A 14,426-nucleotide genomic window follows, 5' to 3' on the forward strand; every position below is an offset into this window, starting at 1 on the left:
ATGCGCATCCGGGCACGGGCGCGTTCGTGCTGATCGACGAGGCGACCCATCACACGGTCGCCGCCGGGATGATTCGCGCCTACTCGGCGTGAGTCCGGCGCCGTCGGCCTCGCGTGTCGCGGCCGGCGGCACTCTACCAATGAAAGGCTTATGGGCAAGGTGTATCTGATTGGCGCCGGACCCGGCGCGGCCGACCTGATCACGGTGCGCGGCGCGCGCCTGCTGGGCCAGGCCGAAGTGGTGCTGCACGACGCGCTGATCGAGCCGGCGATGCTCGATTACGCGCCGAACGCGCGCCGCATCGCGGTCGGCAAGCGCTGCGGCCAGCGCTCCACGGCGCAGCAGTTCATCAACAAGCAGATCATCGACGCGGCGCGCGAGCACGCGGTGGTGGTGCGCCTGAAGGGCGGCGACCCTATGCTGTTCGGCCGGGCCGACGAGGAGATGCGCGCGCTCGAGGCGGCCGGCATCGACTACGAGGTGGTGCCGGGCATCACCGCGGCGCTGGCGAGTGCCGCCGCGCTCAAGCGCTCGCTGACGCTGCGCGGCGTGTCGCGCAGCGTGGCCTTCGCCACCCAGAGCCGGGCGCCCGGCAGCGACGAGATTCGCGAGCAGGTGCAGGCCGATTCGCTGGTCTTCTACATGGGTCGCGACAGCGCGCCCGGCATCGCCCGGCAACTGATCGACGCGGGCCGAGCGGGCGACACGCCGGTGGCGATCGTCGAGGCCTGCAGCACGCCGCGCGAGCGCAGCCTGGCGCTGACGCTGGCGCGCATGGCGGCGGGCGAGGCGCAGGCCTGGCTCGATCCCTCGCAGCCGAGCCTGCTGATGATCGGCGCGGCCTTCGCGGAACGCGCGGGAGCGGTGGAGCCGGGTAGCGAGGAGGCCGCCGGGCAGCCGGCAGGCAAGGGCGAGGTCCGCAACGCGGCCTGAGCTGCGGGTCGGCGGAGCGCCCGCCAGTACCCGCAAGCAGTCGATACGAAGCAACGCCGGCCCTTGGGCCGGCGTTTCGCATTTCAGCGGCACATTCCCCGCGCAATGAACAACGCCGGCGCGAGGCCGGCGTTTCGTATTCCAGCGAGCGGGAGCGCATCCCGGTCGAAGGTTCAGTCGCCCGCTTGCTGCAGGCAGTATGTCGCGATCGCGTCGAGCACCGAATCGTCCTCGCCGATCGCCGTGGCGCAGCGGATATCCACGCCCGGATGCGCCGCGCGGCAGGCCTCGACGATCTCGGGCAGGTCACGCCGCACATGGCCGCCCTGGCCGACGAACACCGGCACGATGGTGACGGTCGCGCAGCCCGCCGTGACATGGGCGGCCACCGCGTCCTCGAGCTCGGGCGGCATCAGCTCGAGAAAGGCCAGCGCGACGGGGCCGCTGGTATGGCTGGCGCGCACGCGCTCGGCCAGCCGCTCGAACGGCTCCATCCAGCGCGGGTCGCGCGAACCGTGTCCGAACAGGATGATCCCGTGTCTGCTCATCTTCCCTCCGTGGTGATCAGTGGCTCAGTGCCGGTCGACCCACTTGAGCCCGAACAGGCCGAGCGCGAGATAGATCAGGCCGGGTAGCGCCGCGGTCAGCGGCGCAGGCCAGGTGTTGAGCGTGCCGATATGCGAGAACAGCGTGTTGAAGAGCTGGAAGCTCATGCCGAGCATGATGCCGCCGAACACCTTCACGCCGACCACGCCAGCGCGCGTGTGCAGGTACGCGAACGGCAGCGACAGCACCAGCATCACGAACACCGCGAACGGGTAGAGCAGCTTGCGCCACAGCGCGATGTCGTAGCGCTGGGTGTCCTGCTGGTTCTCGCGCAGATGCTGGATGTAGCGGAACAGGTTGAAGATCGACATGCGTTCCGGCGACACCAGCAGCACCGAGAGGATCTGCGGCGTGAGGTCCGAGCGCAGCGAATACTGCGGCATGCTCACCTGCTCGGAGCGATAGACCGGGTTCAGCGCATCCTTGGGCGTGTTCGGCGCCGGCACGATCGGCGAGAGCTGGGTGTCGGTCACGTCGGTCAGCAGCCAGTGGCCCGGCGGCGCGTAGCGCCCCGACTTGGCGATGCGCACGTTCTGCAGCTGGAACTTCGAGTCGAACTCGTAGATCCGCACGTTGCTGATGGTCGAGTCGGGCGAGAGCGTGCCGACGTTGACGAAGCGCGTGACGGGCTCGCCGTTGTCGCGCGCCGTCAGCGTGTCCTTGACCCACACGCCCGACTGGAAGTTCGACGACACCGAGGAGCCGAGCGCCTCGAGCCGCACGCGCTCGGATAGCTGGTCGGTGTAGGGGCCGATGAACTCGCCGATCAGGTAGGTGACGATCACCAGCGGCACGCCGATCTTCAGCAGCGAGCGCAGCGCCCGGTTGGTGGCCAGGCCCGAGACGCGGAAGATGGTGAATTCCGAGTTGGCGGCCATCTGCGCGAACACGTAGATGGCGCTGATCAGGGTGGCGACCGGGATGATCTCGTAGAAGCGCGAGGGCGTCTGCAGGCCCACGCGCAGCACCGCGTAGCCGAAGTTGTAGCTGCCGTGGCCGACCGAGTTCAGCTCGCTGATCAGGTCGAAGAAGAAGAACAGCCCCGAGAACGCGAACAGCACGAACACGAAGGTCAGGTAGATCTGGCGCGCGAAGTACTTTTCGTAGAGCCGCATCGGTCAGGCTCCCCGGCGGAACGTGGCGCGCGAGATCAGCGGCCGGTTGCGCACGCGCATCCAGAACAGGAAGGCGACGATGCCGGCCACCACCAGGTGCAGCACCACCAGGCCCACGCCGAACGGGATCTTGCCGCGCTCGATCTGCGACTGCATCACGTTGAGCAGGTTCGAATACGTTAGATAGATCAGCACGGCCATCACGAGGTTCACGGTGCGGCCGCGCCGCGGGTTCTGGTAGGCCAGCGGGATCGCGAGAATCATCAGATTGATGGCGATCAGCGGCAGGCCGACGCGCCAGGCGAATTCGGCGAGGTTCTCGTCGGTCGGATCGCGCAGCAGGTCCAGCGTCGGGGTGCTGGTGGTGGTCGGCTGGGTGACCACCTGCTTGCTCTGGATCTTCACGCCGTAGCGCTCGAACTGCATGATCTTGAAGTTCGGCTGGCCGGGCACGCCGTCGTAGCGGCGGCCGTTTTCCAGCACGATGAAGCGGTCGCCGTTCTGGGCGGTCTCGGTATGGCCGGTCTGCGACACCACCACGTTGACCTTGCCCTGCTCGGTGGTGGTGACGAACACGTTCTGCACGGCGGCCTGGTCGGCCGACATCTTCTCGATGAAGAACACGCGGTTGGTGGACGGCGACTCGCGGAACTGGCCCGGCGCGAGCAGCGAGACTTCGTCGCGCTGCTGGAAGCGCGCCTTGATCAGCTTGCTCTGCTGGTTCGACCAGGGCCAGCCGACGAAGGCGAAGAAGGCGATCAGCACGATGATGGGCGTGGCGAACACGCCGATCGGCTTGATCAGGCGCGTCAGGCTCACGCCGGAGGCGAGCCAGACCACCATTTCGGAGTCCTTGTACCAGCGCGTGAGCACGAACAGGATCGACACGAAGAGGGTGCCGACCAGGATCATCGCGAGATAGCCGATCACGGTGAGGCCGATCAGCACGAGCACGTCCTTCGGGCTGACCTGACCGGACGCTGCGTAGCCGACGATGCGGATCATCATCGACGTCAGCATGATCGTGAGCAGCACCATGAAGACAGCGCCGGCGGTGTACGCAAGCTCGCGCTGGAGGGAGCGTTCGAAGATCATGTTTGAGGCGAAGAGGGCGGGGAGGGATACAGCGCGCCGCCACAGGAAAAATAGCGGATAATTGCGGCTTTCACCCACATAGCCCAGATTTTATCCGAGGACAAGCGCGATGGACTTTAGCATAAAAGGCTTTGATTGGAGCAAAGGTGCGTCCAAGGGCTTCCTGACCGGCAAGTCCGACTGCGTGGTGGTCGGCGTGTTCGAGTCGCAGACGCTGTCCGGCGCCGCGCTCGACATCGATGAAGCCGTCAAGGGTCTGGTGTCGCGCCTGGTCAAGGCCGGCGACATGGACGGCAAGCTCGGCAAGACGCTGTTCCTGCACGAGGTCGAGGGCATCGGCGCCTCCCGCGTGCTGCTGGTCGGCCTCGGCAAGCAGGACGGCTTCGGCCAGAAGGCCTACCAGGAAGCCGTGCGTGCCGCCTGGCGCGCGCTGCTGGCCACCAAGGTCGGCCAGGTCGCCTTCACGCTGGCGCAACTGCCGGTGGCCGAGCGCGGCGCCGAGTGGAGCGTGCGCGCCGCGATCCTCGCGCTGCGCGGCGAGACCTACCGCTTCACGCAGATGAAGAGCAAGGCCGAACCGGCCCCGGCCACGCTCAAGCGCGTGGTGTTCAGCGTCGATCCGGCAGACGAGAAGGCCGCCAAGCTGGCCGCCAAGCAGGCCGTGGCGATCGCCAACGGCATGGATCTCACGCGCGACCTGGGCAACCTGCCCGGCAACGTCTGCACCCCGACCTATCTCGCCAATACGGCCAGGCAGTTGGCCAAGGACTGGGGCCTGAAGGCCGAGGTGCTCGGCCTCAAGCAGATCCAGGCGCTGAAGATGGGCTCCTTCCTGTCGGTCACGCGCGGTTCGGTCGAGCCGCCGCAGTTCATCGTGCTGCACTACCAGGGCGCCGCCGCCAAGGTCGCGCCGATCGTGCTGGTCGGCAAGGGCATCACCTTCGACACCGGCGGCATCTCGCTGAAGCCGGGCGAGGGCATGGACGAGATGAAGTACGACATGTGCGGCGCCGGCTCGGTGCTGGGCACCATGCGCGCGCTCGCCGAGATGGAGCTGAAGCTCAACGTGGTGGCGATCGTGCCGACCTGCGAGAACATGCCCTCGGGCCAGGCCACCAAGCCGGGCGACATCGTCACCAGCATGAAGGGCCTGACGATCGAGGTGCTGAACACCGACGCCGAAGGCCGTCTGATCCTCTGCGACGCGCTGACCTACGCCGAGCGCTTCAAGCCGGCCGCGGTGATCGACGTGGCGACCCTGACGGGCGCCTGCGTGATCGCGCTGGGCCACCACAACAGCGGCCTGTTCTCGAAGGACGACGCGCTGGCCGGCGAGCTGCTCGACGCCTCGCGCGAAGCGGGCGATCCGGCCTGGCGCCTGCCGCTCGACGACGAGTACCAGGACCTGCTGAAGTCGAACTTCGCGGACCTGGCCAACATCGGCGGCCGTCCGGGCGGCAGCATCACGGCGGCCTGCTTCCTGGCGCGTTTCGCGGAAAGCTATCCGTGGGCGCACCTGGACATCGCCGGCACGGCCTGGAAGAGCGGTGCCGCCAAGGGCGCCACCGGCCGTCCGGTGCCGCTGCTCTCGCAGTTCCTGATCGACCGCGCCGGCGCGTGAGTGCAAGGTCGGAAAAGGCAGGCATGACGCGGCGGGGCGCCCGATGACACGAATCGATTTCCATTCGAACGTCGGCGACTCGCTCGCGTATGCGTGCCGGCTGCTGCGCAAGGCCTACCTGGCCGGCCAGGCCGTGGTGGTCTGCGCCGAGCCGGCACGGCTGCGCACGCTCGACGAGCGGCTGTGGACCTTCTCGCCGCTCGATTTCATTCCCCATTGCTCGGTCGACAGCCCGCAGGCCTCGCAGACGCCGATCGTGCTGACCACCGATCTGTCGCGCGCCCCGCATGACGGCGTGCTGCTCAATCTCGGCGCCGAGGTGCCCGCGCAGTTCGCGCGCTTCGCCCGGCTGCTCGAGGTGGTCGGCAACGCGCCCGAGGAACTGGCGGCCGGCCGCGATCGCTACCGTTTCTACCGCGACCGCGGCTACGCGCTGAACAACTACAAGCAAGGCGGCTAGTCGCGCCTGGAGCCAACATGCCCGACGCCCACAACGAGTTCGACATTCCCGTGCTGACCGACGTGCTGGTGCCCGGCAAGTCCGTGCTCGCACGTCGTCCCTGGCAGGCCGCCGATGCGGCGGCGCCGCATGCCACCGACCTGCCCGAGTTGCCGCCGCAGGTGCCGCCCGAGCTGGCGGCTTCGGGCCTGCCGACGCTCGGCGGGGGCGCGGGCTTGTCCACCGCCTACGGCGCGCCGGCCGGAGCCTGGGCCGATGCGCTGCCGGCATCGCACCTGGCGCCGGGCGAGCCGGCCGCGCTTGCACCGCGAGGGCTGGTTTCCTCGCCGGCGACGGCGCAGGGCGCCGAGGCGCCGGCGGAGCCTGTGTTCGTCGCGGCGGAGCCGGTGACGGTGCCGCCGGAATTCGCGGGCGAGCCGCAGCCCTTGCTCGAGGCGCACGAAGCGTCGGTTGCCAGCGAGCCGACGCAGGCGGAAGCCGCGTTCGTCGCGCCGGAGCCGGTATCGACGCCGGCGGAATTCGCGGGCGAGCCGCAGCCCTTGCCCGAGGCGCACGAAGCGTCGGCCCTCAGCGAGCCGACGCAGGCGGAAGCCGCGTTCGTCGCGCCGGAGCCGGTATCGACGCCGCCGGAATTCGCGGCCGAGCCTCACCCGTGGCCGGCGTCGCATGAGGCATCCACCTTCAGCGAGCCCGACCCGGCCGAAGCGGCATTCGTCTCGCCCGAGTCGAGCATTCCTCAGGAATTCTCGGCAAGCCCCGCGCCGCTCGTCGAGCCGCAGGCAGCGCCGCTCGAATCCACTCAGGCCGAAGCCGTGTTCGTGGCCGCCGAGCCGGCGGTTCCCCAGGAATTCGCCGCGGCGCCGCAGCCGCTGCCTGTCGAGGCCGTTCCCGCCGAGATGGAAGCGCGGCCCGACCCGCGCGACGACGAGCACGATGCGCCCGACAACGCACCGCTGGCCTATGCGCTCGACGGCGCCTCGCAAGAGCCTGCCGCCGCCTCGGCGACGCCGCACGGCGAGGCACTGCATCGGGCACCAGTCCCTCCCGACGATCTCGCCGCGCGCACCGAATCCGCGCTGCATCGCGTCGAGACGCTGGCGCCTGCCGCCTTCGCGCAGTTGTCGCCCGTCGCCGCCGAGACGCCGGTGCCGGCACGTTTCGCCGATGTCGAGGCGCTGCCGCCCGCCGAGCTGATCGGCGCTGCGCAAGCCGAACCCGGGCCGCCGCCCGCGGCGCCGATCGATTCCCGGCATATCGCCGAGCGGCTGCAAGGTCGTGTCGCCGACTATCTGTCCGGCGAGGGCCGTGCCCTGATCGACGCGCGTTGCCGCGAGGCGGTCCAGCAGCATGCCGCCTGGCTGGTCGGCGAGGTGTCGCAGCAGGTGGTGACGGCGCTGGCGCCCGAATTCGAGCGCTGGGTGGCCGAAGCCGTCGACGAGGCGCTCGCTCGGCGCGACGCACCGCAATCCCGGCAGCAGCGCTGAGGCGTTCAGGGAAGCCGGCCAGGGCGGCTGGATCCGGCGCCCCGGCTCGCGGGACCGCTGCGGCCCCGAATGACAAACGCGCGACGCGCACTTCAGGTGCGCTCGCGCGTTTTCTTGTTTCAGGCCGCCGCTTCGCCGCGGCTTGCGTTCATTTCAAGGTCAGGATCCACTGCGCGAGGGTGCGCGCCTCGTCGCCGGTCACCTGGGTGTTGGCCGGCATCGGCACCGGCCCCCACACGCCGACGCTGCCCTTGACGATGGTCTGCACCAGATAGTCGGCCGCATCGGGGCGATTCATGTAGCGATCGGCGATGGCGTGGAAGGACGGCCCCATCAGGGGCGCGGCGACCGCATGGCAGGCCATGCAGTTCCTGCGTTGCGCGAGCAGCGGGCCGCTGGCCGGCTGCTGCGCCTGGGCCGGCAGGTTCGCGGCCAGCAGCAGGGCAAGCGTGGCTCGCAGTAGCGTGATTCTCATACGGGGTCTCCGCCGGCGCGAGGGCCGGCCTGGCTGTCCGCGCATTATAGAAGCAAAGAGGGCGCGAGCTCGTCGCGCCCCTCGTGCCCCTCGTGCGAATCGGCCAGGCCGTTCCTTCCGTCTTCCTTGCTGCCCGCGGCGAGTGCTTCAGCCCGTCACGGCGCCGCGATTCGCCGGCAGCGCCAGCGCCGCGTACTTGGCCAGCACGCCGCGCGTGTAACGCGGCGCCGGCCGCTGCCAGGCGGCGCGGCGGCGCGCCAGCTCGGCATCGTCGACATTCAACTGCAGCAGCAGGCGATGCGCGTCGATGGTGATCGAATCGCCTTCCTGGACCAGGGCGATGGTGCCGCCGGCGAAGGCCTCCGGCGCGACATGGCCGACCACCATGCCCCAGGTGCCGCCCGAGAAGCGCCCGTCGGTGATCAGGCCCACCGATTCGCCGAGCCCCTTGCCGATGATCGCCGAGGTGGGCGCGAGCATCTCCGGCATGCCGGGGCCGCCTTGCGGGCCGAGATAGCGCAGCACCACCACGTCGCCGGCGCGGATGCGGTCCTCGAGGATCGCCTGCAGCGCGCTCTGCTCGTCGTCGAACACGCGCGCGGGCCCCGTGATCACCGGATTCTTCAGCCCGCTGATCTTGGCCACCGCGCCGTCCTCAGCGAGATTGCCCTTGAGGATCGCCAGATGGCCTTCGCGATAGAGCGCCTGGTCGATCGGGAAGATCACCTGCTGGTCGGCGCGCGGCACCGAGGGCACCTCGCGCAGCGTCTCGGCCACCGTCTGGCCGGTGATGGTGAGGCACTCGCCATGCAGCAGGCCCGCGTCGAGCAGGATCCTCATCACCTGCGGGATGCCGCCCGCGCGATGCAGGTCGGTGGCCACGTAGCGGCCCGAGGGCTTCAGGTCGCAGATCACCGGCACGCGCCGGCGGATCCGCTCGAAGTCGTCGATGCTCCAGTCGATCTCGGCGGCGTGCGCGATGGCCAGGAAGTGCAGCACGGCATTGGTCGAGCCGCCGGTGGCCATGATCACCGACACGGCGTTCTCGATCGATTCGCGGGTGATGATGTCGCGCGGTTTCAGGTCCCGCTTGACGGCCTCCACCAGCACGCGCGCCGACTCGGCCGCCGAATCGACCTTCTCCTGGTCGGGATTGGCCATCGTCGAGGAATAGGGCAGCGCCATGCCGAGCGCCTCGAAGGACGAGCTCATGGTGTTGGCCGTGTACATGCCGCCGCAGGAGCCCGTCGAGGGGCAGGCATTGCGCTCGATGCCGTCGAAGTCCTCCTGCGACATGCGCCCGGCCGTGAATTCGCCGACCGCCTCGAAGGCCGAGACGATGGTCAGGTCCTGCCCTTTCCAGTTGCCCGGGCGGATCGTGCCGCCATAGACGTAGATGCCCGGCACGTTCAGCCGCGCCAGCGCGATCATGCCGCCCGGCATGTTCTTGTCGCAACCGCCCACCACCACCACGCCGTCCATCCACTGCCCCTGCACGCAGGTCTCGATGCAGTCGGCAATGACCTCGCGCGAGACCAGCGAATACTTCATGCCCTCGGTGCCCATCGACATGCCGTCCGAGATGGTGGGCGTGCCGAAGATCTGCGGATTGGCGCCGGCCGCCTTGACGGCCTCGACCGCCGCGTCCGACAGGCGCTGCAGGCCGGCATTGCAGGGCGTGATGGTGGAGTGGCCGTTGGCGATGCCGATCATCGGCTTGTCGAAGTCCGCCTGCTGGTAGCCGAGTGCGTAGTACATCGAACGGTTCGGCGAGCGGGCCACGCCCTGCGTGATGTTTTTCGAGCGACGGTTGTAGGACATGGGGGACTCCATCCGGGTTGTGGACATCCGGCGCGCGCCAGGGCGGCCGTGGTCAGGCAAGCATGGGCTGTCCCTCGGCACCTGTCCAATATATTATTCGTGGCCAATTGAGTCGCTGAGGATATCAATCGTGGCCGAACCGACCCCCGATCTGAGGCAATGGCGCTACTTCGTGGCGGTGGCCGAGGAGCGTCATTTCGGCCGCGCGGCGACGCGCCTGTCGATCACGCAGCCGCCGCTGTCGCAGGCGATCCGCGCGCTGGAGGCCGCGCTCGGCGTGCTGCTGTTCGTGCGCACCCAGCGCTCGGTGGAGTTGTCGGCGGTCGGCGCGGCCCTGCTGCCCGAGGTGCGGCGCCTGCTGGCGGCTGCCGACGCGCTGCCGCCGCTGGCCACCAGCCTGGCGCGCGGCGAGGCCGGCGCGCTCGCGCTGGCCTTCGTCTCGACCGCCGATTACGGCCTGCTGCCGGCGCTGCTGCGCGAGTTCGGGGCGCGCTACCCGCGCGTGCGCCTGCAACTGACCGAGGCCACCAGCGACCAGCAGGTCGAGATGCTGGCCGAAGGCCGGATCGACGCCGGGCTGGTGATCGAGCCGCTGCCGCCGCGCCACGCGGCGGGCCTGTCCTACCTCGGCGTGGCGCGCGAGCCGCTGGTGGTGGCGATGCCCGAGGAGGCCGCGATGCCGGGCGAGGACGGCCCGATCGGGCTCGAGCAACTGGCCGATCTGCCGCTGGTGATCTTCCCGCGTCGTCTGGCGCCCGGCTTTTATGACATCATTACGGGCTGCTATGGTGCGCGGGGCCTGACGCCGCGCATCGGCCAGGAGGCGATCCAGATGCAGACCATCGTCAGCCTCGTGTCGGCCGGCATGGGCGTCGCACTGGTGCCGCAATCGCTGCGTAACCTGCGCCGCACCGGTGTCGTCTACCGTGCGCTGGCGGGCGAGACGCCGATCGTCGAGACCGGCCTGGTCTGGCGCACCAGGGACGTCAGCCCGGTGCTGGCGGGCTTCATCGAGATCGTGCGGCGCGGCGCGCCGGCCTGATGCACGCGGCGCGAACGCAGGCGCGATCGCATCGTCAAACAGCGGGCGCGGCGCACGAACGCCGCGTCGATTCAGCAACCATCCACACCGACTCATGATCATTCACCCCAATTTCGATCCCGTCGCGATTCATCTCGGACCGTTGGCCGTGCGCTGGTACGGGCTCATGTATCTCGTCGGCTTCATCGCGGCGATCGTCGTCGGCCGCGTGCGGCTCAAGCTGCCGCATGTCGCCGCGCAAGGCTGGACCGCCAAGGACATCGACGACATGATGTTCTACGGCGTGCTCGGCGTGGTGCTGGGCGGGCGGCTCGGCTACGTGCTGTTCTACAAGGCCGGCTACTACTTCGCGCATCCGCTCGACATCTTCCGCGTCTGGGAGGGCGGGATGTCGTTCCACGGCGGCTTCCTCGGCGTGCTGGCCGCGATGGTGCTGTTCGCCTGGCAGCGCAAGCGCACCTGGCTGCAGGTGACGGACTTCATCGCGCCGATGGTGCCCACCGGCCTGGCCGCGGGCCGCTTCGGCAACTTCATCAACGGCGAGCTGTGGGGCCGCGTGACGAGCCCCGACGCGCCCTGGGCGATGCTGTTCCCCGGCGCCTCGCGCGACGACGCGATCTGGCTCGCGCATCATCCCGACCTCGCCGCGAAGTGGAACCTGAACGAGGTGTTCATGCAATACCAGATGCTGCCGCGCCATCCCTCGCAGCTCTACGAGATCGCGCTGGAGGGCATCACGCTGTTCCTGCTGCTGTTCTTCTTCTCGCGCAAGGCGCGCCCGACCGGCGCGGTGTCGGCGCTGTTCCTGATCGGCTATGGCCTGGCGCGCTTCACGGTGGAATTCGCCCGCGAGCCCGACGATTTCCTCGGCCTGCTCGCGCTGGGCCTGTCGATGGGCCAGTGGCTGTCGCTGCCGATGATCATCGCCGGCGTGCTGATGATGCTGTGGGCCTATCGCAAGGGGCGTGTCGCGACGCCGGCATGAGTTCGCGCGGTCCTCGTCGAACGATGTGACACGACGATGTGAAAAAGGCCCGACCGGTGCAAGCCGGTCGGGCCTTCTGTCATCTCATGCCGCCACGCCGCTGGCGGGCGGCACGCGCATCGACGCGATTTACTTCATCTGCACCGAGCCGTTCACGTTGACGGTGACGGTCGACTTGCCGCCCTCGACGGCGATCGGCGCGGCGGCGGCCTTCGCCATCATCGGCGCGGCGTCCATCGCCATCATGCGCGGGTAGGGCTGCACGCTGCGGCCGCCGCCGACATTGACTTCGCGGATCGCGTAGCCGCTGTAGCCGAAGGCCTTGGCCGCCTCGGCGGCGCGGTTGCGGAATGACTGGATCGCTTCCGAGGTCAGCTTCTGCTCGGCCGCGCGCTGCGCTTCCGGCGACAGCGAGAACTCGACGTTGCCGACTTGCAGGGTGCTGGCGAGGTCACCCGCGAGCTTCGAGGCCGCGGTGAAATCGCGCGACTCCAGCACGATCTCGGTGCGGCCGCGCCAGGCTGCGATCTTGCCGTCGCGGTCGTTGCTCGGGTAGACCGAGAAGCCGCCGGTGCGCGCGGTCACGCCCGACACGCCGCGCGCGCGGGCCAGCGCGGCGTCGGCGCGGCGATTGAGCTCGGTCGTCAGGCTGCCCGGATCCTTCGCTTCCTGCTCGTAGAACAGCGTGATGTCGACCACGTCCTGCGGCACGTCGGTGCTGGCCTGTGCCGACAGCGACAGCACGCCCGAAGGCTGGGGCGCGACTTGTGCCTGCACCGCGGGGATCACGGCGGCCAGGGCGAGGGCGAGTACGGCAGCGGATTTTTTCATCGTATGAGCTCCTGTTCTGTGCGCGGCCAGCGGCCCGTGCCACATCGTGCCGCGCGTCTTGTCGAGGCGATCAATGGAACCGGGGTTCCGCCGATCGCGCGAGCGTTAGGCCGATGAAAGGCGTGCCGAGTTCCGGCACCAGGCGCGCGATTTACCTTTGCTGACAGATCTCGCGGCAAGCCGGCCGGCACCTGCCTCACTTCATCAGCTTCTCGGTGATGAACTTCCATTCGGCGCGCGTGACCGGCGTGATCGAGAGCCGGTTGCCCCTGGCGAGCACGCGCATCTCGGCGAGCTCGTCGTGCTCGCGCAGCGCGGCCAGCGGAATCAAGGGGGTCTTCTTCACGAAGCGCACGTCCACCAGGCTCCAGCGCGGCTCTTCCCGCTTCGACTTCGGATCGTGATAGGGGCTGGCCGGATCGAACTGGGTCGGATCGGGATAGGGCGTCGACGAGACTTCGGCCAGGCCCGCGATGCCGGGCTCGGGACAGCTCGAGTGATAGAACAGCACGCCGTCGCCGATGCGCATGGTGTCGCGCATGAAATTGCGAGCCTGATAATTGCGCACGCCCGTCCAGGGCAGGGTGTGTTTCGGCGCGGCGGCGAGATCGTCGATGCTCGCCTCGTCCGGTTCGGATTTCATCAGCCAGAATTGCATGAGGGCGGTCCGCTGAAAGAAGGGGCAGTGAACGCGCGCGGCGGGAGCAGCGGCCGTCGCGACGACGCTTGCCGGGTGAGACGGGAATGCGATCGCCTGGCGTGCCTCGTGATCGCCGATCCAGGGCACGCGAGCCGTTTGAAGCACAAATCGAAGCACAAATGAAAACGGCATCGGAACTGGTCCGATGCCGTCGAATAGGTCCCCGCCTTGGCCGCTAGGCCGGCATCCTGAACCTGAGGTTCAGAATTGGTCGCAGTTAGCAGCACTTCGGGTACATCAGACAGAGTGACGCGCGCGCCCGTGCTACAAATTTCCGCAACCGTGCACATGGCATTGGTTCAAGGAATATATGACCTTGGCGAACCAGGCAGGGAAGCTGAGAGAACCTAGTGAATCCGATCTTGTGAAACGAATTCGCATGAACCGCTTACTTCGGTGCAGCCGCTGGCTTGTCCGCCGAGCCGCGCTGCTTACCGCGACTCGTGCTGGGCCAGTACCGCGCCGAGCTGTTCATTCATGTGGCGCATTGTACGCCGGATTTCTTCCGCGGGAAATGCCTCGCCGTGACGAACGCTCTGTTGCAGGCGAAGCAACTCCGAGGCGAGCGACAGCGCGGCCATCACCGCGATCCGATCGGTGCCGCGCACCGAGCTGTTGGCGCGGATCTTCGACATCTCGGCGTCGACGCGCGCGACCGCCTCGAGCAGGGCCGCTTCGGTTTCCGGCGAGCAGGCGAGGCGATAGGCCTGGCCGAGAATCGAGACTTCGATCTGCTTGCTGCTCATGCGTGTTCTCCGTGGCTGGCCGCGTCGTCGCCGCCGTTGCCGGCCGCCTCGCCGCCGCCGAGCAGGTCGAGCTGGCTGTCGCCGTCGGCGGTCTGGCGCGTGCGCGGCAGCTTCTCGAGGATCGCGTTGAGCTTGATCTGCGCATCGTCGATCTTCGCCGACAGTGCATCGCGCTCGGCGACCAGGCCGTTGCGTTCGTCGCGCAACTGATCGAGCTCGACGCGCACGGCTTCGGCTTGCGCGCGCAATTGCGCGACTTGCTCCTCGAGCGCGAGCCGTTCCGTGTGATGGCGTTGGTTCAGCGCAATCAGGCGGCCAATGTTCTGGGATAGGGTTTCGAGTTCGTTGAGCATCTGCTGCGTCCTCTAAAGACCGGGCATTTTAGCGCGGAAAGCGCCTTGTACCGACTTTTGTAACGTATCCAGACGTAACCACCCCCCTTCTTGCCGCGAAGTGACACGGGAAATGCCGTTTTGCCGGCGTTGCGTGCGTCCGACGCGCGTTTCTTGACG

At 68.5% G+C, this 14,426-nt stretch carries 15 protein-coding genes and 1 other RNA gene; 6 read left to right on the plus strand and 10 right to left on the minus strand.

What is annotated here, in order from left to right; genetic code table 11:
• Positions 1-150 precede the first annotated feature (150 nt).
• Positions 151-933 (plus strand): uroporphyrinogen-III C-methyltransferase, encoded by a 783-nt coding sequence (gene cobA / locus FB600_RS21715; protein ID WP_013699093.1) that lies wholly within the window; start codon positions 151-153, stop codon positions 931-933.
• 173 nt (positions 934-1,106) lie between these two features.
• Here the strand turns inward: cobA and FB600_RS21720 are convergent, their stop codons facing one another.
• From FB600_RS21720 to lptF, 3 genes are read right to left on the minus strand one after another with little or no spacing between them, the layout of a single operon-like run.
• Entirely contained in the window at positions 1,107-1,481 is a 375-nt protein-coding gene (locus FB600_RS21720; protein WP_013699092.1) for a sirohydrochlorin chelatase, read from the minus strand.
• A gap of 24 nt (positions 1,482-1,505) precedes the next feature.
• On the minus strand, positions 1,506-2,654 hold the full coding sequence (gene lptG, locus FB600_RS21725) for an LPS export ABC transporter permease LptG (RefSeq protein WP_013699091.1): 1,149 nt from the start codon (positions 2,652-2,654) through the stop codon (positions 1,506-1,508).
• Positions 2,655-2,657: 3 nt separating this feature from the next.
• Positions 2,658-3,749: an LPS export ABC transporter permease LptF gene (gene lptF, locus FB600_RS21730; RefSeq protein WP_036049543.1), complete on the minus strand. Its 1,092-nt coding sequence runs from the start codon at positions 3,747-3,749 to the stop codon at positions 2,658-2,660.
• A 109-nt stretch (positions 3,750-3,858) separates the two neighbouring features.
• On the opposite strand from lptF, the gene FB600_RS21735 reads away from it, so the two are divergent.
• From FB600_RS21735 to FB600_RS21745, 3 genes are read left to right on the plus strand one after another with little or no spacing between them, the layout of a single operon-like run.
• The gene (locus FB600_RS21735; protein ID WP_046577319.1) at positions 3,859-5,370 is read left to right on the plus strand and encodes a leucyl aminopeptidase; all 1,512 of its coding nucleotides are present in this window, start codon (positions 3,859-3,861) and stop codon (positions 5,368-5,370) included.
• A gap of 43 nt (positions 5,371-5,413) precedes the next feature.
• A complete protein-coding gene (locus FB600_RS21740) occupies positions 5,414-5,830 on the plus strand; it encodes a DNA polymerase III subunit chi (protein WP_013699088.1) in 417 nt (138 codons plus the stop codon).
• Positions 5,831-5,847: 17 nt separating this feature from the next.
• Entirely contained in the window at positions 5,848-7,314 is a 1,467-nt protein-coding gene (locus tag FB600_RS21745) for a DUF2486 family protein (RefSeq protein WP_145757333.1), read from the plus strand.
• 148 nt (positions 7,315-7,462) lie between these two features.
• On the opposite strand, the gene FB600_RS21750 is transcribed toward FB600_RS21745, so the two are convergent.
• Positions 7,463-7,789, minus strand: coding sequence for a c-type cytochrome (locus FB600_RS21750; protein ID WP_013699086.1), 327 nt, complete (start codon positions 7,787-7,789; stop codon positions 7,463-7,465).
• A gap of 147 nt (positions 7,790-7,936) precedes the next feature.
• Positions 7,937-9,610, minus strand: coding sequence for a dihydroxy-acid dehydratase (ilvD, locus tag FB600_RS21755; protein ID WP_098153677.1), 1,674 nt, complete (start codon positions 9,608-9,610; stop codon positions 7,937-7,939).
• A gap of 130 nt (positions 9,611-9,740) precedes the next feature.
• On the opposite strand from ilvD, the gene FB600_RS21760 reads away from it, so the two are divergent.
• Together FB600_RS21760 and lgt are read left to right on the plus strand one after the other, a co-directional pair.
• Positions 9,741-10,652 carry a LysR family transcriptional regulator gene (locus FB600_RS21760; RefSeq protein ID WP_098181648.1) on the plus strand — a complete coding sequence of 304 codons (912 nt, stop codon included), beginning with the start codon at positions 9,741-9,743 and terminating at the stop codon, positions 10,650-10,652.
• Between the two features lie 94 nt (positions 10,653-10,746).
• Positions 10,747-11,637, plus strand: a complete 891-nt coding sequence (lgt, locus tag FB600_RS21765) for a prolipoprotein diacylglyceryl transferase (protein WP_036049547.1) — start codon at positions 10,747-10,749, stop codon at positions 11,635-11,637.
• A 129-nt stretch (positions 11,638-11,766) separates the two neighbouring features.
• Here the strand turns inward: lgt and FB600_RS21770 are convergent, their stop codons facing one another.
• From FB600_RS21770 to FB600_RS21790, 5 genes are all read right to left on the minus strand, one after another.
• Positions 11,767-12,468, minus strand: coding sequence for an SIMPL domain-containing protein (locus FB600_RS21770; RefSeq protein WP_013699082.1), 702 nt, complete (start codon positions 12,466-12,468; stop codon positions 11,767-11,769).
• A gap of 196 nt (positions 12,469-12,664) precedes the next feature.
• Positions 12,665-13,126 carry an EVE domain-containing protein gene (locus tag FB600_RS21775; protein WP_013699081.1) on the minus strand — a complete coding sequence of 154 codons (462 nt, stop codon included), beginning with the start codon at positions 13,124-13,126 and terminating at the stop codon, positions 12,665-12,667.
• 198 nt (positions 13,127-13,324) lie between these two features.
• A non-coding RNA gene (gene ssrS / locus FB600_RS21780) (6S RNA) lies at positions 13,325-13,506 on the minus strand.
• Positions 13,507-13,599: 93 nt separating this feature from the next.
• Positions 13,600-13,914: a cell division protein ZapA gene (locus FB600_RS21785; RefSeq protein WP_013699080.1), complete on the minus strand. Its 315-nt coding sequence runs from the start codon at positions 13,912-13,914 to the stop codon at positions 13,600-13,602.
• Positions 13,911-14,267, minus strand: a complete 357-nt coding sequence (locus tag FB600_RS21790) for an ATPase (protein ID WP_145757334.1) — start codon at positions 14,265-14,267, stop codon at positions 13,911-13,913. Before FB600_RS21790 ends, FB600_RS21785 begins: the two co-directional genes overlap by 4 nt.
• Between the last annotated feature and the right edge of the window lie 159 nt (positions 14,268-14,426).

Source organism: Burkholderia sp. SJZ089 (assembly GCF_007828315.1).
GTDB lineage: Bacteria > Pseudomonadota > Gammaproteobacteria > Burkholderiales > Burkholderiaceae > Burkholderia > Burkholderia gladioli.